The sequence below is a fragment of the Pseudomonas sp. Root329 genome (genome assembly GCF_001424925.1).
Classification (GTDB): domain Bacteria; phylum Pseudomonadota; class Gammaproteobacteria; order Pseudomonadales; family Pseudomonadaceae; genus Aquipseudomonas; species Aquipseudomonas arabinosi.
Window position 1 is genome coordinate 163,343 of record NZ_LMCV01000023.1, and the last position, 24,383, is coordinate 187,725.

21 protein-coding genes and 1 pseudogene are annotated in these 24,383 nt (G+C 59.8%); 5 read left to right on the forward strand and 17 right to left on the reverse strand.

Annotated elements, in window-relative coordinates; genetic code table 11:
* Positions 1-63 precede the first annotated feature (63 nt).
* Complete coding sequence (locus tag ASC74_RS18680; RefSeq protein ID WP_056743067.1) at positions 64-966, forward strand: DMT family transporter; 903 nt, start codon at positions 64-66, stop codon at positions 964-966.
* A gap of 29 nt (positions 967-995) precedes the next feature.
* Here the strand turns inward: ASC74_RS18680 and ASC74_RS18685 are convergent, their stop codons facing one another.
* The 3 genes from ASC74_RS18685 to ASC74_RS18695 all read right to left on the reverse strand — a co-directional run bounded on the left by ASC74_RS18685 (position 996) and on the right by ASC74_RS18695 (position 3,732).
* On the reverse strand, positions 996-1,505 hold the full coding sequence (locus tag ASC74_RS18685; protein WP_056743069.1) for a DUF2165 family protein: 510 nt from the start codon (positions 1,503-1,505) through the stop codon (positions 996-998).
* A 141-nt stretch (positions 1,506-1,646) separates the two neighbouring features.
* Entirely contained in the window at positions 1,647-2,621 is a 975-nt protein-coding gene (locus ASC74_RS18690) for a 2-hydroxyacid dehydrogenase (protein WP_056743071.1), read from the reverse strand.
* 142 nt (positions 2,622-2,763) lie between these two features.
* Positions 2,764-3,732, reverse strand: coding sequence for a LysR family transcriptional regulator (locus tag ASC74_RS18695; RefSeq protein ID WP_008150590.1), 969 nt, complete (start codon positions 3,730-3,732; stop codon positions 2,764-2,766).
* A gap of 181 nt (positions 3,733-3,913) precedes the next feature.
* Between ASC74_RS18695 and ASC74_RS18700 the strand changes: the two genes are divergently transcribed.
* Complete coding sequence (locus ASC74_RS18700; RefSeq protein ID WP_056743072.1) at positions 3,914-5,425, forward strand: efflux transporter outer membrane subunit; 1,512 nt, start codon at positions 3,914-3,916, stop codon at positions 5,423-5,425.
* A gap of 6 nt (positions 5,426-5,431) precedes the next feature.
* On the opposite strand, the pseudogene ASC74_RS32200 reads toward ASC74_RS18700, so the two are convergent.
* A pseudogene (locus ASC74_RS32200) lies at positions 5,432-5,566 on the reverse strand (metal ABC transporter ATP-binding protein); the annotation flags it as partial.
* Here ASC74_RS32200 and ASC74_RS18705 point away from each other — a divergent pair.
* Genes ASC74_RS18705 through ASC74_RS18715 form a run of 3 tightly spaced genes read left to right on the forward strand, consistent with a single transcriptional unit; the run spans position 5,565 to position 8,810 of the window.
* Complete coding sequence (locus ASC74_RS18705; protein WP_156400830.1) at positions 5,565-7,733, forward strand: FUSC family protein; 2,169 nt, start codon at positions 5,565-5,567, stop codon at positions 7,731-7,733. The pseudogene ASC74_RS32200 and the gene ASC74_RS18705 overlap by 2 nt on opposite strands.
* Positions 7,734-7,735: 2 nt before the next feature.
* A complete protein-coding gene (locus tag ASC74_RS18710; protein ID WP_007896379.1) occupies positions 7,736-7,936 on the forward strand; it encodes a DUF1656 domain-containing protein in 201 nt (66 codons plus the stop codon).
* A 25-nt stretch (positions 7,937-7,961) separates the two neighbouring features.
* Positions 7,962-8,810, forward strand: coding sequence for an efflux RND transporter periplasmic adaptor subunit (locus ASC74_RS18715; protein ID WP_056743074.1), 849 nt, complete (start codon positions 7,962-7,964; stop codon positions 8,808-8,810).
* Positions 8,811-8,960: 150 nt separating this feature from the next.
* On the opposite strand, the gene ASC74_RS18720 is transcribed toward ASC74_RS18715, so the two are convergent.
* From ASC74_RS18720 to ASC74_RS18780, 13 genes are all read right to left on the reverse strand, one after another.
* Entirely contained in the window at positions 8,961-9,359 is a 399-nt protein-coding gene (locus ASC74_RS18720; protein ID WP_056743075.1) for a DUF4440 domain-containing protein, read from the reverse strand.
* Complete coding sequence (locus ASC74_RS18725) at positions 9,356-10,183, reverse strand: SDR family oxidoreductase (protein ID WP_056743077.1); 828 nt, start codon at positions 10,181-10,183, stop codon at positions 9,356-9,358. Before ASC74_RS18725 ends, ASC74_RS18720 begins: the two co-directional genes overlap by 4 nt.
* 33 nt (positions 10,184-10,216) lie before the next feature.
* Entirely contained in the window at positions 10,217-10,681 is a 465-nt protein-coding gene (locus tag ASC74_RS18730; RefSeq protein ID WP_046045931.1) for a hypothetical protein, read from the reverse strand.
* A gap of 198 nt (positions 10,682-10,879) precedes the next feature.
* Positions 10,880-12,331: a mannose-1-phosphate guanylyltransferase/mannose-6-phosphate isomerase gene (locus tag ASC74_RS18735; RefSeq protein ID WP_056743079.1), complete on the reverse strand. Its 1,452-nt coding sequence runs from the start codon at positions 12,329-12,331 to the stop codon at positions 10,880-10,882.
* A 106-nt stretch (positions 12,332-12,437) separates the two neighbouring features.
* On the reverse strand, positions 12,438-13,091 hold the full coding sequence (locus tag ASC74_RS18740; RefSeq protein ID WP_046045934.1) for an alginate O-acetyltransferase AlgF: 654 nt from the start codon (positions 13,089-13,091) through the stop codon (positions 12,438-12,440).
* A gap of 14 nt (positions 13,092-13,105) precedes the next feature.
* Positions 13,106-14,281, reverse strand: a complete 1,176-nt coding sequence (locus tag ASC74_RS18745) for an alginate O-acetyltransferase (RefSeq protein ID WP_056743082.1) — start codon at positions 14,279-14,281, stop codon at positions 13,106-13,108.
* Between the two features lie 11 nt (positions 14,282-14,292).
* A complete protein-coding gene (locus tag ASC74_RS18750) occupies positions 14,293-15,858 on the reverse strand; it encodes an MBOAT family O-acyltransferase (protein WP_056743084.1) in 1,566 nt (521 codons plus the stop codon).
* Between the two features lie 216 nt (positions 15,859-16,074).
* Positions 16,075-17,199 carry a mannuronate-specific alginate lyase gene (locus ASC74_RS18755; protein WP_056743086.1) on the reverse strand — a complete coding sequence of 375 codons (1,125 nt, stop codon included), beginning with the start codon at positions 17,197-17,199 and terminating at the stop codon, positions 16,075-16,077.
* Between the two features lie 7 nt (positions 17,200-17,206).
* Positions 17,207-18,655, reverse strand: a complete 1,449-nt coding sequence (locus ASC74_RS18760) for an alginate O-acetyltransferase (protein ID WP_056743088.1) — start codon at positions 18,653-18,655, stop codon at positions 17,207-17,209.
* Positions 18,656-18,665: 10 nt separating this feature from the next.
* Complete coding sequence (algG, locus tag ASC74_RS18765) at positions 18,666-20,255, reverse strand: mannuronan 5-epimerase AlgG (RefSeq protein WP_056743089.1); 1,590 nt, start codon at positions 20,253-20,255, stop codon at positions 18,666-18,668.
* Between the two features lie 26 nt (positions 20,256-20,281).
* Positions 20,282-21,769, reverse strand: a complete 1,488-nt coding sequence (locus ASC74_RS18770) for an alginate export family protein (RefSeq protein WP_056743091.1) — start codon at positions 21,767-21,769, stop codon at positions 20,282-20,284.
* Positions 21,766-23,172, reverse strand: coding sequence for an alginate biosynthesis TPR repeat lipoprotein AlgK (gene algK / locus ASC74_RS18775; protein ID WP_056743093.1), 1,407 nt, complete (start codon positions 23,170-23,172; stop codon positions 21,766-21,768). The genes ASC74_RS18770 and algK overlap by 4 nt, the downstream gene beginning before the upstream one ends.
* A 12-nt stretch (positions 23,173-23,184) precedes the next feature.
* Complete coding sequence (locus ASC74_RS18780) at positions 23,185-24,354, reverse strand: alginate biosynthesis protein Alg44 (RefSeq protein WP_056743094.1); 1,170 nt, start codon at positions 24,352-24,354, stop codon at positions 23,185-23,187.
* Positions 24,355-24,383: the final 29 nt, after the last annotated feature.

Below are 24,383 nucleotides of genomic sequence, written 5' to 3' on the forward strand. Positions count from 1 at the left end.
AAGTTTATGCAAGTGCGACGAGGCTTGGCGCAGGACACTGAGCCCCTATTGAGGAGCTTTGCCATGAACCTGTCGTTGTATTTGCTGACCGTGCTGATCTGGGGCACCACCTGGATTGCCTTGAAATGGCAACTGGGCGTAGTGGCGATTCCGGTGTCGATCGTTTATCGCTTTGGTCTCGCGGCGCTGGTGCTGTTTGTCATGCTGCTGCTGAGTCGCCGCCTGCAAGTGATGAACCGTCGCGGGCATCTGATTTGCCTGGCGCAGGGGCTGTGCCTGTTCTGCATCAACTTCATGTGCTTCCTGACCGCCAGTCAGTGGATCCCCAGTGGTCTGGTTGCGGTGGTGTTTTCTACCGCCACGTTGTGGAACGCACTCAATGCACGTGTGTTCTTCGGGCAGAGAGTCGCTCGTAATGTGCTGATGGGCGGTGCGCTGGGCTTGTTCGGGCTTGGCCTGCTGTTCTGGCCTGAGCTGGCGGGCCACACCGCGAGCCCGCAAACCTCGCTCGGGTTGGGCCTGGCATTGCTCGGGACACTGTGTTTCTCGGCAGGCAACATGCTGTCGAGCCTGCAACAGAAAGCCGGGCTCAAGCCGCTGACCACCAACGCCTGGGGCATGGCCTATGGCGCGGCCATGTTGTCAGTGTGGTGCATGGTCAAAGGCATTCCGTTCGACATGGAATGGAACGCGCGCTACATCGGCTCGCTGCTGTACCTGGTGATTCCGGGTTCGGTGATCGGTTTCACAGCCTACTTGACGTTGGTCGGGCGGATGGGGCCAGAGCGCGCAGCCTATTGCACCGTACTGTTCCCCATCGTGGCGCTGAATGTGTCGGCGTTTGCCGAAGGCTATCAATGGACCGCGCCCGCCTTGGTGGGTTTGGTACTGGTGATGCTGGGCAATGTGCTGGTGTTTCGTAAGCCCAAGGCGCCGATGGTGCAGGGGAACGGCAAGCTGGCCTGAGAGGCATGATGGTTGAGCGTTGAAGCCACTCAGCGCTCAGTTCTGATGGCTATAAATATCAGCAAAGGCAATATGAAATCGACGATATGCCGAGCCCAGTCTTTCGCGTTCCAGGTTTGTGACTCATCCATGTTGAACCATTCGACACCGACCACTTGCAGGCAGATGTAATAAACAAACATGGCGATCAATAATCCAATAATTGCAAACTTCTTCGCTTCATGAAAGTTATTGGAAGAGGCGTTTATGTTTCGGTAAAGATGATAGGCGCCTAGCAAGCAGAAAGCAGTATAAGTGACTTCCAGGGTAATAATGATCCAGTAGATTCGGTGGTGGAGCATGGGCGAGGTAATTGCCCTGTAGCTCAGGTTCAGATTTTCTCGGGTGGTGTCCATGCTAAGGACGTGACCGACATATTCATAGTTTGATGCGTAGTCGGTGAAGTTGCTGTACATCACTAGCAGGCCAAAGAAGCTTATGTAAATCATCAGTATTACTTTGCTGTATCTGATGATCTTGTCAGTTGTAATGTTGTTCAAGGTAGGCACTCTCCATAACTAATAATCCCTGGGTCGGGTCAGTAGTGAAGAGTCTAACTTGTCGAACTTGTTTTCGTCGGCAGACTGAATTTCAAGTTGTGTATGGAGCGGGCAGACGTTTAAAGCGTCTGCCCTTTTTAGTTAGTGCTTCCAAACTTGTGGGTTCACCAGATCTTGCGGTCGCTCTCCCAGCAAAGCGCTGCGCAAGTTAGCCAAGGCACGGTTGGCCATGGCTTCGCGGGTTTCATGAGTTGCCGAGCCGATGTGCGGCAACGTCACCGCGTTTTTCAGTTGGAACAGGGGGGACTCTGCCAGCGGTTCTTTCTCATAAACGTCCAGCCCGGCGCCACGAATCCGGTTGTTTTGCAGGGCTTCGATCAAGGCGGGTTCGTCCACCACCGGGCCGCGGGAAATGTTCACCAGAATCGCGCTAGGCTTCATCAACGCCAGTTCGCGATGGCTGATCAGGTGTCTGGTTTTTTCGCTGAGCGGCACCACCAGGCAGACGAAATCGGCTTCGGCCAGCAGTTGATCAAGGTTGCGGAACTGCGCGCCGAGTTCTTGCTCCAGCTCGGTCTTGCGGCTGTTGCCGCTGTAGAGGATCGGCATGTTGAAGCCCAGTCGGCCACGTCGGGCGATGGCCGCACCGATGTTGCCCATGCCGACAATGCCCAACGTTTTGCCGTGTACATCGCAGCCGAACAACGGCGCACCAACGGTGGCTTGCCATTGGCCAGCCTTGGTCCAGGCGTCCAGTTCGGTGACGCGGCGGGCGCTGCTCATGAGCAAGGCGAAGGCCAGGTCGGCGGTGCTTTCGGTGAGGACGTCGGGGGTGTTGGTGAGCATGATCCCGCGTTCGTTGAAGTAGGCGACATCGTAGTTGTCGTAGCCGACCGAGACGCTGGAGACGACTTCCAGTTTGGCGGCGTTTTCCAGTTGTGCGCGACCGAGTTTGCGACCGACGCCGATCAGGCCGTGGGCCTGGGGCAGGGCTTCGTTGAATTGGGCGTTGATGTCGCCGTTTTTCGGGTTTGGGACGATGACGTCGAAGTCTTGCTGCAGGCGTTCGATCATTTCGGGGGTGACGCGGCTGAAGGCGAGGACGGTCTTTTTCATGGGAGGAGGGCTCTCGGCGCAGGTGAATGCCAAGCACGCTAACATTCTTCCGAGCTTTTATGCGAGCACCCGGATTGCCGAGTGTGCGCCGTTGATCGTTCCCACGCAGAGCGTGGGAACGATCAATCAGTTGGGCTGGAAATCAGTTCGCCACCCGAACCCCACCCATGCTCCCGCTCAACTCATAAGCCACCAATTCCGCCTGATGCGCCGCCAATATCTCCGGCAACGACCCGCGCAAGTACTCGACCCACGTTTTAATCTTCGCGTCCAAATACTGCCGCGACGGGTAGATCGCATACAGATTCAATTCCTGCGACCGGTAATTCGGCATCACCCGCACCAGCGTCCCGTTGCGCAACCCTTCAATCGCTGCATACACCGGTAAAACCCCAACCCCCATGCCGCTGGTGATTGCCGTCTTCATCGCGTCGGCGGAGTTCACCAGAAACGGCGAGCTATTAATCGTCACCATCTCTTGGCCTTCCGGGCCGTCGAAGGTCCATTTCTCCAGCGGAATCACCGGGCTCACCAAACGCAGGCACGCGTGGTTCAGCAAATCGCTGGGCTTCTGCGCGCAGCCGTTGGCTTTCACATACGCGGGCGAGGCGCAAACGATGCTGTAGGTGATGCCCAAACGCTGGGAGACGAAGCCTGAGTCCGGCAGCTCGCTGGCCAACACGATGGACACGTCGTAGCCCTCGTCGAGCAGGTCCGGCACGCGGTTGGCCATGGTCAGGTCGAAGGTGACGTCGGGGTGGGTTTTGCGGTAGCGGGCGATGGCGTCGATCACGAAGTGCTGACCGATGCCAGTCATGGTGTGCACCTTGAGCTGCCCGGCCGGGCGGGCGTGGGCGTCGCTGGCTTCGGCTTCGGCTTCTTCGACGTAGGCCAGGATCTGCTCGCAGCGCAATAGATAGCGCTTGCCGGCCTCGGTCAGGGCGATGCGTCGGGTGGTGCGGTTGAGCAGGCGGGTTTGCAGGTGGGCTTCCAGGTTGGAGACCGCGCGCGAAACGTTGGCCGTCGTGGTGTCGAGTTGCACGGCGGCGGCGGTGAAGCTGCCGGCCTCGGCCACGTAACTGAAGGCGCGCATGTTTTGCAAAGTGTCCATGGGGTGCTCTCGGAGGCGATGGCAAATTGTGACACGAAGTTACGGGGGCTGAGACCCCGACCAAGGGATTATCGCGCTAACGGTAACAAAGATTCACAGGATTCCCAGCTTATCGCCAACAAAGCCGACCCCTAGAATTGCCCACCTCAGGAACAACTCCCCACCTCAGGAAATCGCAGCAGTGCCGCGTCGCATCAACAGAGCGCTTCAGACGCTCAGTGTTTTGGCTTTAACCCTGGCAATCAGCGGCTGCATCGGTACCGGAGGTATTGCCCCACAGGGCAAGGCACTCGAGGCCAATTCACTGGCCACCGACGAAGCCATCCAGAACGCTGCACAGGACGCACACTGGCCGACCGCGCAATGGTGGCAGGCCTATGGCGACCCGCAATTGAACCGCTGGATCGACCTCGCCCTGCAAGGCAGCCCGACCATGGCCATGGCGGCGGCGCGAGTGCGTCAGGCCAAATCCATGGCCGGGATCGCCGAGTCCGCCGAGTCTTTGCAGATCAATGGCGAATCCACCCTCAAACGTCACAACTGGCCCACCGATCAGTTCTACGGGCCGGGCGAGTTGGCCAACACGACGACGTGGGACAACAACGCCGCGCTGGGCTTCAGCTACGCCCTCGACCTTTGGGGCCGCGAAAGCAACGCCACCGAGCGCGCCGTCGACATGGCGCACATGAGTGCCGCGGAAGCGCGTCTGGCCCAGCTCGAATTGCAGAACAACATCGTGCGCGCCTACATCGAGCTGTCGTTGCATTACGCGCAACGGGACATCGTCGCCGCGACCCTGAAACAGCAGCAGCAAATTCTCGACCTCGCGCAGAAGCGCCTGAACGGTGGCATCGGCACCCATTTCGAAGTCAGTCAGGCTGAAACGCCGCTGCCGGAAACCCACCGCCAGATCGATGCGCTGGACGAAGAAATCGCTCTGAGTCGCAATCAACTCGCAGCCCTTGCGGGCAAAGGTCCGGGGGAGGGCGCGCAGTTGCAGCGGCCAACGTTGTCGTTAGGCGCAGCGCTGAAACTGCCGTCGTCGTTGCCCGCGCAGTTGCTCGGTCAACGCCCGGACGTGGTCGCCAGTCGCTGGCAAGTGGCGGCCCAGGCGCGTGGTATAGATGTCGCGCATGCCGGCTTCTACCCCAACGTCGACCTGGTCGGCAGCCTCGGCTACATGGCCACCGGCGGCGGGGCGCTGGAGTTTTTGACCGGCAAGAAGCTCAACTACAGCGTCGGCCCGGCCATCTCGTTGCCGATCTTCGACGGCGGCCGTTTGCGCTCGGAGCTGGGCGAAGCCTCGGCCGGTTACGACATCGCCGTGGCCAAGTACAACCAGACACTGGTCAACGCGCTGAAAAACATCTCTGACCAGTTGATCCGCCGCGAGTCCATGGACAAGCAGCAAACCTTCGCCGCCGAGTCGGTGGCCACTGCGCAGAAGACTTATGACATCGCAATGATCGCCTACCAGCGCGGCCTCACCGATTACCTCAACGTGCTCAACGCCCAGACCTTGTTGTTCAAACAGCAGCAGGTTCAGCAGCAGGTGCAGGCGGCGCGCCTCAGTGCGCACGCTGAACTGGTGACGGCGCTCGGCGGCGGACTGGGTGCGGGTAACGACGTGCCGAAAGACAGCCAGACCGCGGCACCGAAAACCCCGGTCCTGCTTAAGAGCCTCTCAAATTGAACACAAAACCTGTGGGAGCGGGCTTGCTCGCGAAGAGGGCGTGTCAGTCAATGATGATGTTGCCTGACACACCGCTTTCGCGAGCAAGCCCGCTCCCACAGGTGCCGCGCCCGGCCTTAATTTCATTGAACAGGATTTCATGACTCCCTTGCCCGCACCTTTGCGCTGGCTGTATTCCCTTGAATGGCGCCGGGGTTTCTTCGACTGGGCGCGCAGCGATGGCGTGACCTGGGTCTACATTTTCAAGGTCTTGTTCGCGGCGTTTCTGACCCTGTGGCTGGCCATGCGCCTGGAGTTGCCGCAGCCGCGCACGGCGATGATCACCGTGTTCATCGTCATGCAACCGCAAAGCGGCCACGTGTTGGCCAAGAGTTTCTATCGCTTTCTTGGAACATTGGCCGGATCGGCGGTGATGGTCGCGTTGATTGCCTTGTTTGCGCAGAACACCGAGCTGTTCCTCGGTTCGCTGGCGATCTGGGTGGGCATCTGTTCGGCCGGCGCGGCGCGCTATCGCAACTTCCGCGCTTACGGTTTCGTGCTCGCCGGGTACACCGCCGCGATGGTCGGTTTGCCCGCACTGGCGCACCCGGACGGCGCGTTCATGGCGGCAGTCTGGCGGGTGCTGGAAATCTCCCTGGGGATCATTTGCTCCACGCTGGTCAGCGCCGCGATCCTGCCGCAATCCGCCAGCGCCGCCATGCGCAACGCCTTGTATCAGCGCTTCGGCGTGTTTGCGCTATTCGTCACCGATGGCTTGCGTGGTCGCAGCAAACGGGAGGCTTTCGAGGCGAGCAACGTGCGCTTCATTGCTGAGGCCGTGGGGCTGGAAGGGCTGCGCAGCGTCACTGTGTTTGAAGACCCGCACATGCGTCGACGCAACGGTCGGCTCAGCCGCTTGAACAGCGAGTTCATGGGCATTACCACCCGTTTCAACGCCTTGCACCAGTTGCTCGAACGCTTGCGCAGCAGCGGCACCGATCACGTGGTTGCGGCGATCAAACCGGGTTTGCAGGACCTCGCCGAACTGCTCGACGGCTTCAGCGGTCGTGCCTTGACCAACGCCGATGCGGGGCGTCTGGTGATCGCGTTGACCGCCTATAAAGAAGGTTTGCCGGCACGCGTTCGCAGCTTGCGGGCGATTTTTCAGGAGAGCAATCCGAGCGACGCCGAGCAGCTGGATTTTCATACCGCGTACGAATTGCTCTATCGCTTTGTCGATGACCTGCACAGTTATGCACAGACCCACGCGTCGCTGGCCGATCACAGCCATGCGCGCGAGCAATGGGATGAGCCGTTCACCCCGCAAACCAACTGGATGGCGTCGGCCGCCTCGGGGATTCGCGCGGCGTTCATTCTGGTGGTTCTGGGCAGCTATTGGGTCGCCACCGCGTGGCCAAGCGGGGCGACGATGACGCTGATCGCCGCCGCGACCGTGGGCCTTTCAGCGGCAACACCGAATCCCAAACGCATGGCGTTTCAGATGGCTTGCGGGACGTTCCTCGGGGCCCTGATCGGCTTCGTCGAGATGTTTTTCATCTTCCCCTGGATCGACGGTTTTCCGTTGCTCTGCGTGATGCTCGCACCGGTGATCGTGCTCGGTTCGTTCCTCACTTCGCGGCCGCAATACGCCGGTGTCGGTCTCGGTTTGCTGATCTTCTTCAGCACCGGTTCGGTGCCGGACAACCTCACTGTTTACAATCCATACGCCTTCATCAACGACTACATCGCCATGGTGCTCGGCATGCTGGTGTGCGCGGCGGCCGGGGCGATCATTCTGCCGCCCAACAGCCGCTGGTTGTGGCGTCGGCTGGAGCAGGATTTGCGTGGTCAGGTGGTGTACGCCATCAGCGGCAAACTCAAGGGGTTGGCGTCGAGTTTCGAAAGCAGCACGCGGGACTTGTTGCATCAGGCCTACGGTCTCGCGGCAGGGCAACCGCAGGTGCAACGGGACTTGCTGCGCTGGATGTTCGTGGTGCTGGAAGTCGGCCACGCGATCATCGAGTTGCGCAAGGAACAGGCGATCCTGCCGGTGCATCCGGCCTATGCCGAATCCCAACCGTGGCGTCAGGCAATCCGGGTGATGGGCCGCTCGCTGGTGCGGCTGTTTCTGCAACCGAGCCAGAGCAATCTGGAGCGCGGCCTGATCGCTGTCGATCACGCGATCAGCCGCGTGCAAGCCACCGACGAACCTTTCGCGCCGCATTTCGACACCTCGGCCTTGCGTCGGGTGAAGAGCTATTTGCACTTCATCCGCACTTCGTTGCTGGACCCGCAATCCCCACTCGCGGCTTACGCCCCAAGGACTTGAACATGCCTCGTGAAATCGCCTTCCACGGCGTGTACATGCCGACCATGACCCTGATGTTTTTCATTGCGGCGGCGCTGGCCTGGGCACTTGATCGGTTCTTGTCCGGGTTCGACTTGTACCGTTTCTTCTGGCACCCGGCGCTGCTGCGCCTGAGTCTGTTTACCTGTCTGTTCGGCGCCCTGGCGCTGACTGTCTACCGTTGACTCTCTATCATTGAAGAAGGCCCTGATGAAAAAGCTTTTCAGCCTGCTCGCCACCCTCCTGGTGCTGGCCCTTGCGATGTGGATCGGCCGGACCCTATGGGTGCATTACATGGACACGCCATGGACCCGCGACGGCCGGGTGCGCGCCGACATCATCAACGTCGCCGCCGACGTCACCGGGGAAGTGGTGGACGTGCCGGTGCGCGACAATCAACTGGTGAAAAAGGGTGACCTGCTGATGCAGATCGACCCCGAGCACTACCGCATTGCGGTCAAACAGGCGCAGGCGCTGGTGGCCTCACGCAAGTCGACGTGGGAGATGCGTAAGGTCAACGCCCATCGCCGCGCCGACATGGACAACCTGGTGATTTCCAGGGAAAACCGCGACGACGCCAGCAACATCGCCGACTCGGCCCTGGCCGATTATCAGCACGCTCAGGCGCAGCTCGAAGCCGCCGAACTGAACCTCAAACGCACCGAGGTCCGCGCAGCGGTGGACGGCTACGTGACCAACCTCAATGTGCATCGCGGCGATTACGCGCGCATCGGTGAGGCGAAAATGGCCGTGGTCGACATGAACTCGTTCTGGGTCTACGGCTTCTTCGAAGAAACCAAATTGCCCCATGTGCGGGTCGGCGATAAAGCCGACATGCAGCTGATGAGTGGGGAAGTGTTGAAGGGGCATGTGGAAAGCATTTCTCGCGGCATCTACGACCGTGATAACCCGGAGAGTCGCGAGCTGATTGCCGATGTGAACCCGACCTTTAACTGGGTGCGCCTGGCGCAGCGGGTGCCGGTGCGGATTCACATTGATGAAGTGCCGGAGGGTGTGCTGTTGGCGGCGGGGATTACGTGCACGGTGGTGGTTAACTGACCGTTAGACCGAGTCGCGGCCTTCGCGAGCAAGCCCGCTCCCACACTTGATCTGCGTCGTACACATATTCCGTGTTCACTGAAAATCTAATGTGGGAGCGGGCTTGCTCGCGAATGAAGCGACTCGGTCTATCAGACATAAGGCAAAGGTTCATTCCTTGCCAAACGTCTCATGCAAATGCCGCCAAATGAGCTGGCCATCGGCCCGCTTCTCAAACACCACGGTCGAGCGCCGATCAGAATGCAGGCCGGTTGCATCGGTCTGCTGCTCGCGATAACTCACCACCGCGCCACTGTCATACAGGGCGACACCGCGCAACTCGCTGAGCTCAATTCTGAACCCGAGCTTCTTCCCGCCCGCCATCAAAAACAACTCACTCAATGCATCGAAATCCAGCACCCGGCCCAACGGCGAGACCATGGAAAACTGCGGAGAAAAACGCGTCAGCAACCGTTCAAGCGCCGGCTCGTCCTGTTCCTCGGCTAACCATTGCTCGATGGCAACGTGGGCCTGGATCACTTCGTCAAAGTATTCGGTGTAGTCGGTCATGGAAGTTGCCCCTTCAGCCCGAACCGCTTCATCAACCCCGCCTCCAGCAGCCCTTTAGGCAACAACCCCGCCAGTAACGGCAACGCCCGACTGCCATTGCCCAGACGAATCAGGCGCGGTGGTTTGCTCTGCTGCACGGCCTTGAGTAACCCGGCGGCAAATTCACTGGCCGGGGTCGGGTTGTCCTGGGAGGCCTTGGCCCGTGCGCGAATGCCTTCACGCAGTGGAAACCAGGGCGATTGTTCGGTGATCAACTGCTCCGCCTCATGGCCGGCATTCTTGGCAAAACTGGAAGCGATGGCGCCCGGCTGGACTTCCATGACCCGCACGCCAAACGGCGCCAGTTCCATGCGCAACGCATCGGTCAAGGCATGCACCGCCGCTTTCGAGGCGCAGTAGGCGCCGGCGAATGGCGTGACCAAAACCCCGGACACGCTGCCGATGTTCACCACCAGACCCTTGGCGCGACGCAGTACCGGGAACAGGGCGCGGGTGACGCCGACGATGGCGAACACATTGGTTTCGAATTGCCGCTGCATGGCCGGCACTCCGCCGTCGAGCAACGGCCCCATGGCGCCATAACCGGCATTGTTGATCAGCACGTCGAGGCCGCCATGTTGCTGGTTGATGCGCTCGCTCAAGTGTTCGAGTGCGGTGCCGTCGTTGACGTCCAGTTGCACGGCAGTGAAACCGGCAGCGGCCAGGGCCGCCACATCTTCAGCCTTGCGGGCGCTGGCCCAGACGTCGTATCCGGCATTTTTGAACACATCGGCGAGGGCGCGGCCTATGCCGCTGGAACAACCGGTAATCAACGCAACGGGCATGGCGCGGTCCTTGTGCAAAAAAGAAGAAGGGGATTAGTCGGAGAAACTACCCTGCAAACGCTCGGCGCGAAACTCCAGTGTTTGCGGGCGATAGCCAGGGCGCAACGGCGGCAGGGGCAAGCAGTCTTCCCAGTTCGCCCCGGCCTGCAGTTCGCCGGGGCCGCGATAGCGCGGTGCGGCGTATTGATTGTCGGCCAGGTTGACTGTGTCGCCCGGTGCATAGGCTGCGATGCGCCAGCGCAGTTCGGTCAGCGGCACGTCGTTGCCGTTGTTCATTTTCAGTTGCAGTGGGCGATCGGCCGGGCACTGTTCTGGCGCATAAGTGATGCGCAACTCCAAGCGCGCCAGTTGCTTGACCTCGCGGTTGTCCAGCCAGATCACCCAGGTTGCCACCAGACCCAAACCAACGGCGGCTGCCAGAGAAACCGGCAATGCCTTGGCCGGGTAGCGCAGCAACAAAATCAGCCAGGTGATGACCAGCAGGACGCCGATGAACATGTTTGAACGCTCCTTGAACTCATGACCACCATCCTACCGAAGGGCCGAAGGAATGGACATTCGTCGATCAAGGTCTGTTGCCATTAGATCGTTCCCACGCAGAGCGTGGGAACGAGAAATAAAAAAACCCCCACCCAACCCGCTGCGGATAGGGAAAACGCAGCGGGTCGGACAGGGGCTTCTTGTGTTACAGATCAATCACTGCGCGATGGTTTTCACCGACACGCCGCGTTCGATCGGGTTGGAGCGACCGTAGATATCTTCAAACCGCTCGATATCGTCTTCGCCCAGGTAGCTGCCCGACTGCACTTCGATGATTTCCAGCGAGATCTTGCCCGGATTGCGCAAGCGGTGGACCGAGGCGATCGGGATGTAGGTCGACTGGTTCTCAGTGAGCAGGAACACGTTTTCGTCGCAGGTCACTTCAGCGGTGCCGCTGACCACGATCCAGTGTTCGGCGCGGTGGTGGTGCATCTGCAACGACAGGCACGCGCCCGGTTTGACCGAGATGCGCTTGACCTGGAAGCGGCCGCCCATGTCCACCGAGTCGTAGGAGCCCCACGGACGATAGACTTCGCAGTGGGTCTGGGTTTCGCTACGGCCCAGCTCGTTGAGGGTGTTGACCATCTGTTTCACGCCTTGGACCTTGTCCTTGTGGGCGATCATCATGGCGTCCTTGGTTTCGACGACCACGATGTTTTCCAGGCCGATCACCGACACCAGTTTGCCGTTGCCGTGGATCATGCAGTTTTTGCTGTCCTGAATGACCACATCGCCTTTGGTGACGTTGCCGTTGGCGTCTTTTTCATTCACTTCCCACAACGACGCCCAGCAGCCGACATCGCTCCAGCCCGCGGTCAGCGGCACAACGCAGGCGCGCTGGGTTTTTTCCATCACCGAGTAATCGATGGAATTGTCCGGGCAGCAAGCGAAGGTGGCGGAGTCGATGTCAACGGTGTCGGCATCCTGCTCGCTGCGTTCCAGGGTCAGCACGCAGGTGTCGTAGATGTCCGGATCGTGTTTTTTCAGCTCTTCGAGGAAACGGCTGGCACGGAACAGGAACATGCCGCTGTTCCAGAAGTAACCGCCGGACTCGACGAACTCGGTGGCGCGTTTCACGTCCGGTTTTTCGACGAAGTGCGAGACGCGGCTGACGCCTTCCGGCAGCAGCGAATCGTTAGCCGACTTGATGTAGCCGTAGCCGGTTTCCGGTTTGGTGGCCGGTACGCCGAACAGCACCATTTCGCCGTTTTCTGCAGCGACCGTGGCCAGGGCCAGGGCGCGTTGCAGGGCTTTCTGATCTTCCAGCACGTGGTCGGCTGGCAGCACCAACATCAATTCGTCGCGACCTTCGTTGACCAGCATCAGTGCGGTCAAGGCCACGGCTGGCGCGGTGTTGCGGCCGAACGGTTCCATCAGGATGCGCTGTACGTCCAGTTTACGGGCGCCCAGCTGCTCGTTGACGATGAAACGGTGTTCCTTGTTGCAGACCACGATGGGGGTGTCCATGCCTTCGAACACCAGGCGTTCCAGGGTTTGCTGGAACAGAGTTTGTTCGCCGGTCAGGGCGAGGAATTGCTTGGGGAATTGCTTACGCGAAAGCGGCCAAAGACGTGAGCCACTACCACCTGACAAGATCACCGGAATCATGTTGTTACTCCTTGAAAATCGTATGGGTCAGAGCTACTGCGTTCTGTCGTTTCACTCTTGTTCTTATTCCGTGTCCGGGTAGCCCGTGGGCTACCCGGAAAAATGATTAGCGCGTCGAAACCGGGCGTTTTACCCAGACTGGCGCCAGGCTGCTGCCGCTGCCGGTCACGTACAGCACGGCGGCTTCACCGCGTTCCAGGGCAACCGGTTTCACGTCGCCGACTTTCTTGTCGCCATCGTATAGCGCCAGGCTGACTTTCACCGGGTTGATTTCACGTTCGCCACGGCCCTTTGCGGCCACGGTCGGAACCACTTCGGTCTTGCCGTCAGCGGTTTTCAGGGTCAGGGCCTTGTCGCTGAGGTTCTGCACGCGAACCAGGGATTTCTGCTTGTTCTTGAACGGCGGTTCTTCGATCAGTTGCGGTGCGCCGCTGGCGTTGTTGACCAGGGTGTAATAGTGGTCACCGGCCAGTTTCACCGGCAGGGACTGGCTACCGACCTTGGCGCTGTAGTCGCCGCCCGGCATGAAGCTGAAGTCAGTGCTGGACAGCGGCGCGACTTCGGCCAGGTTGGTGGTGCCGACGGTGGCGCTGACTTCAGCGTTACCGGCGTTGTAGACACGTACGAAGCTCGAACCTTTCGGTGCAGTCGGGCCGTAGAGTGCGGCGTCGCCAGCGAAGGCGGACATCGACAACACGCTCATGCCAGCAACGAGAGCGAAGGTCTTGGCGAGACGGCGAGGAGTAGTAGTGAAAGTCATGGTGTACCTCTCTTTCAGTTTTGCGCCCGGTCGGGCGTCTCGGATTTAGTGTTTGCGGCTACGTTTTGTTGGCGAACGCCGGCTTCTTTGAGCTCTGCGACCCACTGCGGGTCGGCGTCACCGATTTCGTTGTTCACAGGCAGATAACGTTCAGGAAACTCCCAGATCAGCACCTGTGGCGGGCTGTTCTTGAAAGCATCACTTTTGAGATAGCTGAGCATCGGCAGAATCGGGCCGTGGCCGTCTTCGGCGTAATTGACCACGTCGCTGTTCAGCGCTTGTTTCAGCGCACCGACGAAGTTCCAGTTGGGGTTGGCGCTGTAGCTGGTGCCGATCAGGGCCACCGGCACTTCAGTGTTGGCGAACAGGGCGTCATCAGCGGCAGGCTGGTCCTGCGCCGCAACGGTGTTGCGCTTCTGCAACGGCTCAGTCTTGGGCATCAGGTTTTCGAACAGCGGGTCCAGCGGCAGGAACAACCGCAGGTCGCCCTTGTGAGTCACCTTCTCCGCAGGTTCAGTGACGAAGTGTTGCGGCTCGCCGCTCAGCGGGTACTTGTCGGAAATGGATTTCGCCAGGGTCTCGGCGGCGATTTGTGCGCCTTCCGGGGTCCAGTGGGTGTCGGTGCGCAGGAACACTTGCTGACCGTCCAGCTTGGCTTTCAGCATCGGGCCGAACAGGTCGGGCGCGAGGACTTTGTTGGCCGCCACATGAGCGTGGAAGTCGTCATAGAGGTTGGCGTGGATACTCGAAGGCTTCACTTCACCCAGGTGTTCCGGGTACAGGCGAGTCTTGGCCGGCACGATTGCCATGACCAGTTTCACGCCTTTGGCTTTCAGTTCCTGGCGCACGCCTTCAACCAGCGCGTAGTTGCCTTGCAGGTTCAGCTCTTCGTTGACGATCGGGTTGAATTCCTCATCGCTGTACAACCACTGATCGCGGCCGAGCACGACGCCCGGACGACCTTCGTTGAACAGTTTGAAATCCAGCGCAGCCCAAAGGTTGGTGCCCAGGCGCTTGATCGGAAACTCGTCGTCGTAATGCGTTTCCACGGCTTTGGTCCAGCGGCCGTTGAGCACCGTCGTTTCGGCAGAGGTACTGAAGCCGAGGAAACTGCGCGTGGACCACACGCCAAGGACCAACAGCGTCACCATGAACAGGGCGATGTAGAGGATGCGTAATGAGCGGGTCATAGTCAGATCCCTCAGAACTGGAAGTAAAGGAACGGCGAGAAGCTTTGCGCCGAGAGTTTGAAAATCGAGGCGATGAACAGCACCAGTACCAGCGTGCGCATCACGTAACGAGACCAGTCCGCAGTCCAGTAGGCCGGTTGCACAGTCGCTTCAACGCCGACGGTGTAGCCAGGCTGGTGGATGCTGCCCGGGTTGTCGCCCGGTACGGCTTTGATCATTCCAGGGGTCGCGGCAGCCGGGCCATCGGCCTCGACGTTCACAACAGGCTTGGTCTTCTCAGGCGGCAGGTTGCTGTAGAAGTCACGAATGCCGAAGAACGCCAGGGTCATGTAAGCCACCACCAGGGTCGCTACTTGCAGGCCGGTGAGGCTGGCTGCGTTGAGTTCCGACAATGACCATTCGCCGAAGCTGAACATCGCGCCGTACATACGACCGGCGACGTGCAGGTTTTCCGAGCGGAAGATCACCCAGCCCATGACGACGAGCAGGAAGGTCAGCGCCCAGCGGATCGGGTTGATGCTGCGCGGCGAGGTATTCAGGCCGAGGGCTTTTTCGATCGCCAGCCACATGCCGTGCCAGGCGCCCCAGACGATGTACGTGATGTTCGCGCCGTGCCACAGACCACCGAGCAGCATGGTCAGGAACAGGTTGCGATAGGTCATCAGCGTACCTTTACGGTTACCGCCCAGCGTGATGTACAGGTAGTCACGCAACCAGGTGGACAGGCTGATGTGCCAGCGACGCCAGAACTCGGTGATCGACTGGCTGATGTACGGCTGTTTGAAGTTTTCCATGAAGCGGAAACCCATCATCAAGCCTAGACCGATCGCCATGTCGCTGTAACCGGAGAAGTCGAAATACAGCTGCGCGGTATAGGCCAGCGCGCCGAGCCAGGCATCGCCCGTGGTCGGGTTCTGCAAGGCGAAGCAATGGTCGGCCACGACCGCCAGGGTGTCGGCGATGAAGACCTTCTTGATGAAGCCCTGCATGAATCGCGTCGCACCTTCGGAGAACTTGTCGAGGGTGTGGGTGCGATTGTTGAACTGGTCGGCCAGGTCGCGAAAGCGCAACACCGGACCGGCGATCAGGTGCGGGAAGATCGCCACGAAAGCGGCAAAGTCGATCAGGTTGCGGGTCGCCGGCGTGTCACCACGGTAGACGTCGATGATGTAGCTGATGGACTCGAAGATGTAGAACGAGATCCCGATCGGCAACAGCACGTGGGTCAGGATGAACGGCGACAGACCGACGGAGGTCATCATCGCGTTGATGCTGTCGACGCCGAAGTTGGCGTACTTGAAGTAGCCGAGAATGCACAGGTCGACGGCCACGCCCAGGAGCAACCAGCGTTGTGCCGGTTTGGTCCGAACGCCTGCGGCACCGACTTTGAGGCCGATCCAGTAGTTCCACAGCGTGACGGCTGCGAACAGCGCAAGGAAGTCCACACGCCACCAGGCATAGAACACGTAGCTGGCGATCAGCAGCAGCAGGTTGCGATAGCGTATTCCGCTTAAGTAGTACATGCCGAGAAAGATCGGCAAGAACAAAAACAGGAACACGTTGGATGAAAATACCATCCCGGTCTCTCCATGTTTAACCAACAGTCAAGGGCCAACGGCCCCCCCAAACCCCCCACGAAAAAACCGGGGGACACATCACACAAAATTCATGTCTTGCACTAACCCTGTGGGAGCGGGCTTGCTCGCGAATACGGTCTGACATTCACCGATGATGTCGACTGACACACCGCTTTCGCGAGCAAGCCCGCTCCCACAAGGGTTTTGCGTTTGGCTCTAGGAACCTTTTTTGCCCTTCTCATTCGCCGGGTCGTAGACCTTGGTCAGGTCACCCCCGAGGCGGAAGGTCTTGAACGGCTGCATCTCGTGCTTTTTCTCAAGCACATCCGGCGAGCAGGTGTAGAGCGAGCAGTACGGTTCGAGCCAGGCGAATTTCGAGTCGACTTTCAGGTCGGTCATGTCCTGTTCCTTACCGTTCTTGTTCTCGAATTCTTCCGGGTCTTTGACACCCGCGAGCACTCGATCACCCAGGCGTTTCAATGCGCCGTTGTTTTCCTGACGCAAGTCCACACCGTTGACCTGAGCGAAACTGGCGATCATCGCGAGCGGCGGCAGGGCGTAGTTGTGGTAGGCGAGGGCGCGTTGCTGGCGCTTGAGTTCGTTGGGCAGGAAACCCTGCGCGTCGATTTGATTGGCGCCGACCTTGAACTCTTTCACCGACCAGTCGAACAGGTCGCGGCGGTTGGTGGCGATGGACGTTGCCATCACCGACCAGGCGGCCCAGTACGAATGGTTGTTGGTTTGTTCCAGTGGCAGGTTGTCCCAGTCGCTGACTACCTGATCGGCCATTTTGTTGAACCAGGCTTCAATCAACTGCGATTCTTGCGGATGATTCGCCAACGGATGGGAGTCGGAAAACTTCAGGCGAATGTACGAAGAAGCCATGCTGCCCAAGGCCCATTTGCGCATCGACTTACCGGTGTGGTTGAAGTCCTTGGACATTAACGCATCGGCCTTGGCCCAGGCGGTCAACCAGTTCAGCGTGCACTCGAGTTGTTCCGGACGACCGTCACGCATGAACTGCATCACGCGCTTGCTGGTGCCGCGTTCCAGTTTGGTGATGTCGGCGGTGCTGTCGCGAAAGGCTTTTTCCGATACCTCGTTCAGGGTCGAACGGGCCTTGTCGGAACCTTCGTATTTGCTGCGAAATTGCAGCGAGCCGGTGTAGGGCGTCGGCATCGCATCACAACCTTCGCTCTTGTCGCCGGTTTTGACTTTTTCAATCGGCGCGAAGTACCCCTGTGGCGGGCGCAGTGGCGCGGCGGCCTGAGTCGCACCGGCAAACATGGCCAGGCTCAACAGGGACGGTGCGATCAATCTTTTCAAAGTTCGGGTTTGCATAGTTGCCTCATTGCCCGGTCTGAGCGGTACGCTGCCCAGCGCCAGGGAACACGTTGCGTTTGCAGATTTTCGCTTCGACTTTCTGTCCCGCGGCACCTGCTTCAGGGCCCTGGATTTCGACGGCCAGCAGATTCTGCGAGGCCCAGTCTTCGTCCGTGCGCAACTCAAAGGCGAAACGCCCGTCAGTGTCGGAGGTTTCCGGCTTTTCGATCTTGATGTCCTCGTGGCGACCGTTCATGTACCAGAGGGTGGCTTGCAGAGTTTTCACCGACGGATCGGCGAAGCGGATATCAACCTGGTGACTGCTGTTTTGCAGGTTCAGGTTCTTGCTGTTGACCATCAATTCGTTCTTGCCCGGTTTCAACGTGGTGCTGCCGGTCATCTGTGCATCCTTTCCTTCGCAACCGTTGTCCAGCAGCGCCATCATCTGGCGGTAGATGGTTTCCTGGTCGAGGCGATAGAGCGGCGAGAATTCCCAGATCAGAATCTTCGGTGGCTTGGTCTGGAACTCTTCGCTGCCCAGGTACTGCAGCATCGAACCTTCCAGGCCGCCGCCGGGGAACGCCACGTTGAGGATGTCGGCGCCGATGGCCTCTTCGAGGAAACCGGCGAAGTTGTAGTTCTTGCCGCTGTGGCTGGTGCCGACCAGGGTGATCTCCGGATTGCCGGAGTCACTGAACAGATCGCCATCAGCTGCTTCGCCTTTCGGCTCGGTGGTGAACTGATCCATGTACTGGATCGCGTAGCTGGTGCCACAGAGTTGACCAGCCATGTTGTGTAACGTTCCAGTCTTGCCCATGCGACCCGACTTATGGCTCTCGAATTCGCGCTTCGGCACGTCGGCAAAGGCCGGCATTTTCTTGATTTGCTCACCGACGATTTTCGCCGTGCGCTGGGCGCCATACGGCGTCCAGTGTTGGTCGCCCTGGAAGTAGAAATCGTGGGCCGGCAGGGTGTCAGGCAGCGACTCATTGGTCAGCGGCGACAGGTCCGGCACGGTGTAGCCCATGGCGGCGAAACGCCCGAGCATGGTCTTGTAGTTCTTCAGGGCCTTGTCGAAATCGTACTTGGCCTTGTCTTCCGGGTTGAGCTTGTTGCGGTTCACCAGACCACGGGTCGGCTGGTAAACGATGACCAGTTCAATGCCTTTGCTCTTGAACGCATCGTGCAGTTCTTTCATGCGTTTGTAGCCGCCGGGTGTGGTGTCGAACTCGGTGCGCAAGTCTTCTTGCGTACGGAACAGCCAATCGCCCTGAGCCTGCACCAGCGTGGTGAAGTTCTGCTGATAGCGCGTGGTGTAGTTCTTCGCGTCGTGGGCTTCCGGGCACAGGTTGCAGCACGGCTCGGCGCTGAAGGCAGGTGCTTTGGCTTCATCGGCACGAGCGCCGGCGCTGGCTGCGAAAATGCCGACGGTCAGGGCCGACAGGCTGAGTAATTTGATCAAGTGTGAGTGCATAAAATTATCCTCAGTCCCGTACTTTGGTCTGGCGTTCGACAGGGTCGATCAACACGGCTTTCTGCTGGCGCACCAGCAGGTCGAGAATTTCGTCCTGGCGCTCGCCGAGAATCCCCGAGAAGCTGATGCCGCTGGATTTGGTCGGCGCGAGCATCGACACGCGATACAACTCGACGCTCAACGGCGAGTCGATGGACAGCGGGCCGCTGCCGTTGCCGGCCAGTTCGCCGCCGACCACGATCAGGGATACCTCGGCATCGAACGGGTCGAGCTTGATGTCCCGGTCGGTGTCGCTCAGGTCCTTGATGTGCCCGTAGACACCGGTCAGGCCGTTGGCCATGGACAAGTTTTCGTAGAGGCGGATGTTCACGCTGTTACGAATCCGGATGCCGTGGCGTCGGTTGCTGATCACCTTGTTGCCGTAGATCAGGTTGTCGGCACTCTCGTAGAGGGTGATGCCGTCAGTGTGGTTCTTGTAGATCTCGTTGTAGGCGATCAGGTTGTTGACGCTGTTACGGTCGATCACCAGGCCCGACAACTTGTTGTCGTAGCTGCGGTTGTTGAAGATGAAGCTGTCGTTCACTTCACGGGAAATAATGATCCCGTGCTTCTTCTTGGTACCAAACACCGTGTTGTCGGCAATGATCAGACCGTGGGAACGGTCATGCGGGTCAATGCCGTAGACGATGTTGTCTTTGTAGGTGTTGCCCTTGACCACGAAGTCGCGGGTTTCGTAGCAGTAGAAGCCGTACCACATGTCCGAGAACTCGGAGCCGACGATCCAGCCGCTCGGTTCAGGGCGCTTGAGCACCTTGGCCATGTTCGGCGTGTATTGGGAAATACTCACGCCGTAGGACTTACTGTTGGCGTAGCCGAAACTGGCGATCTTGCTGTTGGCGATGTAGGTCTGGGTGCCGCCCCAGGACAGCAGGAACGGACGGAATTCCTTCGGCGACTTGAAGGCCGCCGGGCCGTTTGCCTTCTCGCTCCAGCCAGTGATTTTGGTATCGCGCACAAACAGCTGGCCGTCGTTGACCAGGAACGAACCGCCCTCTTGGGACAGGCGCAGTTCCTGGGTCTGCTTGTCGATTTCCAGGATGCCTTTCTCACCCACCACGATCGGCAACTTCGCCAGGAACACACCTGGCGAGGTTTCGCTGAAGTACTGCTTAGGTACTTTATTGGCCAGATCCTTGAGGTTCATGTAGCCGTCGTCGATGAAAATCGCCTGCGGGATACCGTGCTGACGCACGACCCATTCGGCCATCTTGTTATCGCCGCCGATGAAGTCCTTCAGGGCGTTTTCCTGCATCATCCGGCGCACGCTGATCTTGCCGGGCTTGGTGCGCACGACTTTCGCGGCGATGGCTTCGGCGGTATAGCCGGAGGTGTCCGGCAGTTTCGGCTTGGCCAGCTCCAGCGGCGCGGTCGGTGCGCTGCTGACGGTGTAGGTCTTGGCTTGTTGCAATCCCTTGGCAATGGTCGCCGGCTGGCCTTTTTGAACGGGCGAGGCCGGCTCCACAGTGGCGAAGACTGCCGTGCTGGCCAGCAACATCGCGCCGGCCAGCAAGGTTATCGAGCCTCTCTTCGGACTGTTCATGTCAGGAACTCCCTTAGCGGTTCGCATCAGAAGCGCCAGATCACGTCGATAAACGCGCGGTGCATGTACGAGTCGACGCCTTTGCCATACGCATCACCGGGCTTGAACACACCGCCACGCAACCGCACCAGGGCCGAAGGCTCATCGATCGACTGGCTCAAGGACGCGGGCAGCAGGCCTTGCTTGAAGTACTTGGTGACGACCACGTCCATTTCCTGGCCGAGGTCTTTGCTGCCATCTTCCAGCGGCAGGGACGTGCTGGAAAGAATTGCGCCGGTCGCGTCGTCGGTGTTGTTCTCGACGGCGTTGATGCCGTTGCTGCCGACAGGCTTGTTGCCGTCTACGCGCCAGAATTTGTGGTAGATCACACTGGCGTCGTATTCGTCGTTGAGCATCCACGAACCGAACAGAGTGGCGGACTGCATGTTTTGCATTTCGCCACGGAAGGCTTCGCCGAAACGGTGAACCCGCGAGCGAGTACCGGTGTAGTTCGAACGGTTGCTTTCCAGGCCGTTCTGTTCGTAATCGGCGCTGGCACGGGCATAGGCTGCACCGACTTGCCATTGCGGATCGAGGCGCAGACGCACGCCCAGGTCAGTGGCCCAGCCATCTACATTGCCACTGGTTTTGGCTTGTGCCGGAGCGGTGCCGTCGGCGTTGAGCGGGTTGACCTTGTCACGGTCGCCGCTCATGCCGGTCACGCTGCCCCAGTAATTGACGGTGTTGGTGTTGCGCCAGTTGTAGGCATCGCTGTCGGCGGTAAGGCCGATCCAGCTGATGTCGCCATTCTGTTTCTTGTCCAGGGAATCGGCGGGAACACCCGGCTGCGCGTAGTCGAGCTTGCCGTCATCGTGGGTGTGATGACCGCGAATGCCGACCCAGTTGCCCGGGGTCCACTGATACGCCGCATCGGCGTAGGCGTGCAGGCGATCCTTGTCTTTTGGGGCCAGCTCGGTGAGGTCGGTGCGGTATTCGCTGAAGCGTTCGGCGACACCGGCGTTGGCGCGCAACAGGGTGGTGTCGAAGGTCCAGTTCAGGGCTTCGATGTTGGTGTCGCGCCATTGGCCATCGTCATTGTGCAGACGCTGGCGACCGAGCTTGAGCATCTCGCCGGGGTAGGGCGTAAGGCCGCTGTAGCCGACCCAGAACTCACGCATCGCCAGGTAGTTTTTCTTGCTCTTGCGACCACCGCTGTCGGTGCTCTGGGTGCCGTCGCTGTCGGACTGTTGCAGGGTGTCCGTCTCGATGATGTCGGTGGACGTCACGGCCTGACCCATGGCATAGCCGCTCCACGCGCCGCTCTCGCCATAAATCCATGGACGCAAGTCAAGGCCGACGCCGTTGACGTCGCCGCCGCTCTGCGTACCCAGGTCGGTGTCGTCTTCGGACTGGGCGGTGACTTTCACGTCAAGGCCGTAGTTCTTGCTTTCAGTCAGGGCCGCCAGGGTCGGGCACGACCACAGCAGGGCGAATGACAGGCCAATACCGGCCTTAACGAATGGATTCAACTTCATAGGGATTCCTCGCCGTCTTCTTCTTCCAGGGCATGCAGTTCCAGCGTGTTCTGGCTCAAGGCACCACGAACGGCCTGTTCTTGTTTCAACAGGCGTTGGGCCTCGGCGAGCTGGGCAGGCGGCAGTTGGGCTTCGAGTGTTTGCGCAAGTTCGGTGGCTTGCGGGGTGTTCTGGGACTTGGCCAATTGGCTGAAGACATAAGCGTTAAGCGGGTCGGGCCGGGTGCCCTTGCCTTGGGAAAACAGTTGGGCAATGGCGAAGTCGGCGCTGTTCTGGCCGTTACGCGCAGCCTTGAGCAGGTGGTCCAGCGCTTTTTGCGAATAGACCTTGCCCAGGTAACCGCGACGGTAGATCTGGCCGAGGTAGTAATCGGCGGCCACTTCTCTGTCGACGGCTTTCTTGAAGTGTTCTTCGGCGACCTTCGCGTCGGCCGGGACCATTTTGCCTTCGTAGTAGAGCTTGCCCAGCAACAGTTCGGCGCGCGGCTGGTCGGCAGCGCGGCCGTTGTCCAGGTACTTCATCATCGTGTCGACGTCACCCAGTTCCGGGAAGTCGTAGAGCAGTTGCGCCAGGCTGACCCAGGAAGCGGGGTAGCCGGGAGCGATACCTTCCAGCAGCGACTGAGCGGTTTTCTCGTCGGTCGTGCCCAGGGATGCATCGCCCAGTACACGAGCCACGCTGTCCACCCGCTGGGCGGAAACCGCGCCGCGAGCCTGAGCGGCTTGCATTTGCTTGATCAGCTCGGCCTGTTTCTCTGGCTGGGCTTTTTTCTGATAGACCGTGGCCAGTTCGACGTAGCAGATGTCGGTGGTGTTCAACGCGGCTTTGCAGATCGTTTCCACTTCGTCCAGATGCTGGTCGTAAGTGCCCTGGGTGCGATAGAGCAGCACTTGGGCCAGGCCCGCTTCCGGCTTGCCTTCGGCGCGCCATTGGCTGATCTGCTGTTGCGCGTTGACGTTCGGGAAACTGTGCGGGTATTGCAGGTACAGCATCGCCAGCGGGATCAGGGTGTTGCCTTCACCATTGGCCGAGGCTTTTTTCAACAGACCTTCGGCTTCGTGCTGTTCGGCTTCGGTGGAGCCGGGTTTGGCCACCAGCAGACGACCCAGGCGAGCCTGAGCGCGCGGCGAGACGCCGGCCGCGGCGCGATAAGTCGCCTCGGCTTTCTTGATCTGCGCCGGGTCACGGCTGTCGACCTGGATATCGGCGAGGCCAACCTGTGCTTCGCTGTAGCCCAGGTCTGCCAGTTGCTGGTAATTCTGCGCCGCCAGCGTGGTATCACCGCGCTTGAGGGCTTCGTTGGCCAGACGCTGGTCGGGCAGGCCGGCGCATCCGGCCAGGGCAATTGCCATGGCCAGAGTCAGCGGGACTGGCAGGATTCTGAGTGGGCTAGTCACGGGCATGTCCTCTTGTTTTTAACGACCGGCGGCCATGGCTTTGTCGATCAGCCAGTTCAGGTTCGGACCACGGGTGGCGTTGACTTCAACCGGGCGACCGGCGAATTTGCTGTCCAGCGGCTCGTCAGGCTTGATCAGCACGCGGATGTCGGACGACAGGTCGGCGCTTTTCAGGCTGGTGCTGCTGGTGATCGTGCCGGAACGGGTTTTGTCTTCGCCGGCGATCTGGAAGCTGACCGAGCTGCCTGGCAGCACGTCGCCGAACTGGCGATAGGAGAAGCGCGCTTCAACGTTGGCTTCGCTGTTACGCGGCACCAGTTGGAAAATCACGTCACCCTTGCTGGCGTACTGACCGTTGGCGACCATTTGCTGCGCTACGGTGCAATCGCACGGCGACGTCAGGGTGCCGGTCATTTGCTTGCCGAACAGTTCTTCAACCTTGGCCGGTTGCAGTTGGTTGTCGTCCAGATGGCCCTTGAGTACGTCGAGCATGCTGGTGCTGAACGTCGCCAGCGGGGCGCCTTTGGCCGCAACGCCGTCGGGTTTGATCAGGCTCTGCACCGTGCCGTCGCGCGGCATGGTGATGTTCATGCCCGCCACGCTGACCAGTCCGGCCTGGGCGTGGCTGACGAAGTACATGCCGTACACCGACTTGAAGATGAAGCCGAATGCCGTCAGACCGACGAGGAAAATCGCGAAGCTGAAGGTCACTGCACGCAGGCGACCGAACGGGGTCATGCCGTGGCCGCCATCCTTGTTCTTGCGCGCTTTGGTGAAGTTGTCGCGTTGCAGGGTGGCCAGCACTTCACCCATGGTGACGATGTCGCCGGCCAGGTGAGAAGTGATCAGGTGGCGCAGGGTGGAAATGTCCTGAGATTCGAGGTTCTGGAACTGGCAACCGGTACGACCGGTTTCGCGGTCGTGGGAGCGCACCAGTAACTCGACGTCCATGGCCAGGCCGAGGTTATCGATAACGAACTGCAGGCGAGCCTTGTACACATCGCCGATCTTCAATGGCAGCTGACCGGCGTTGAAAGCCAGGCCGCCAGCGGAGAGGTCGATGACCCGAGCTTCTACCGGGGTCCGGTCAGGACCGTAGAAGCGCAGCTTGGCCGGGATTTTTACCCGGGCGTGCTGGCGCTGGGCTTCTGATTCATGCACTACGTTGGCGTTGACGGCGGTATTCATATGGACGATTTCCTAGTTAATTCAGGCGA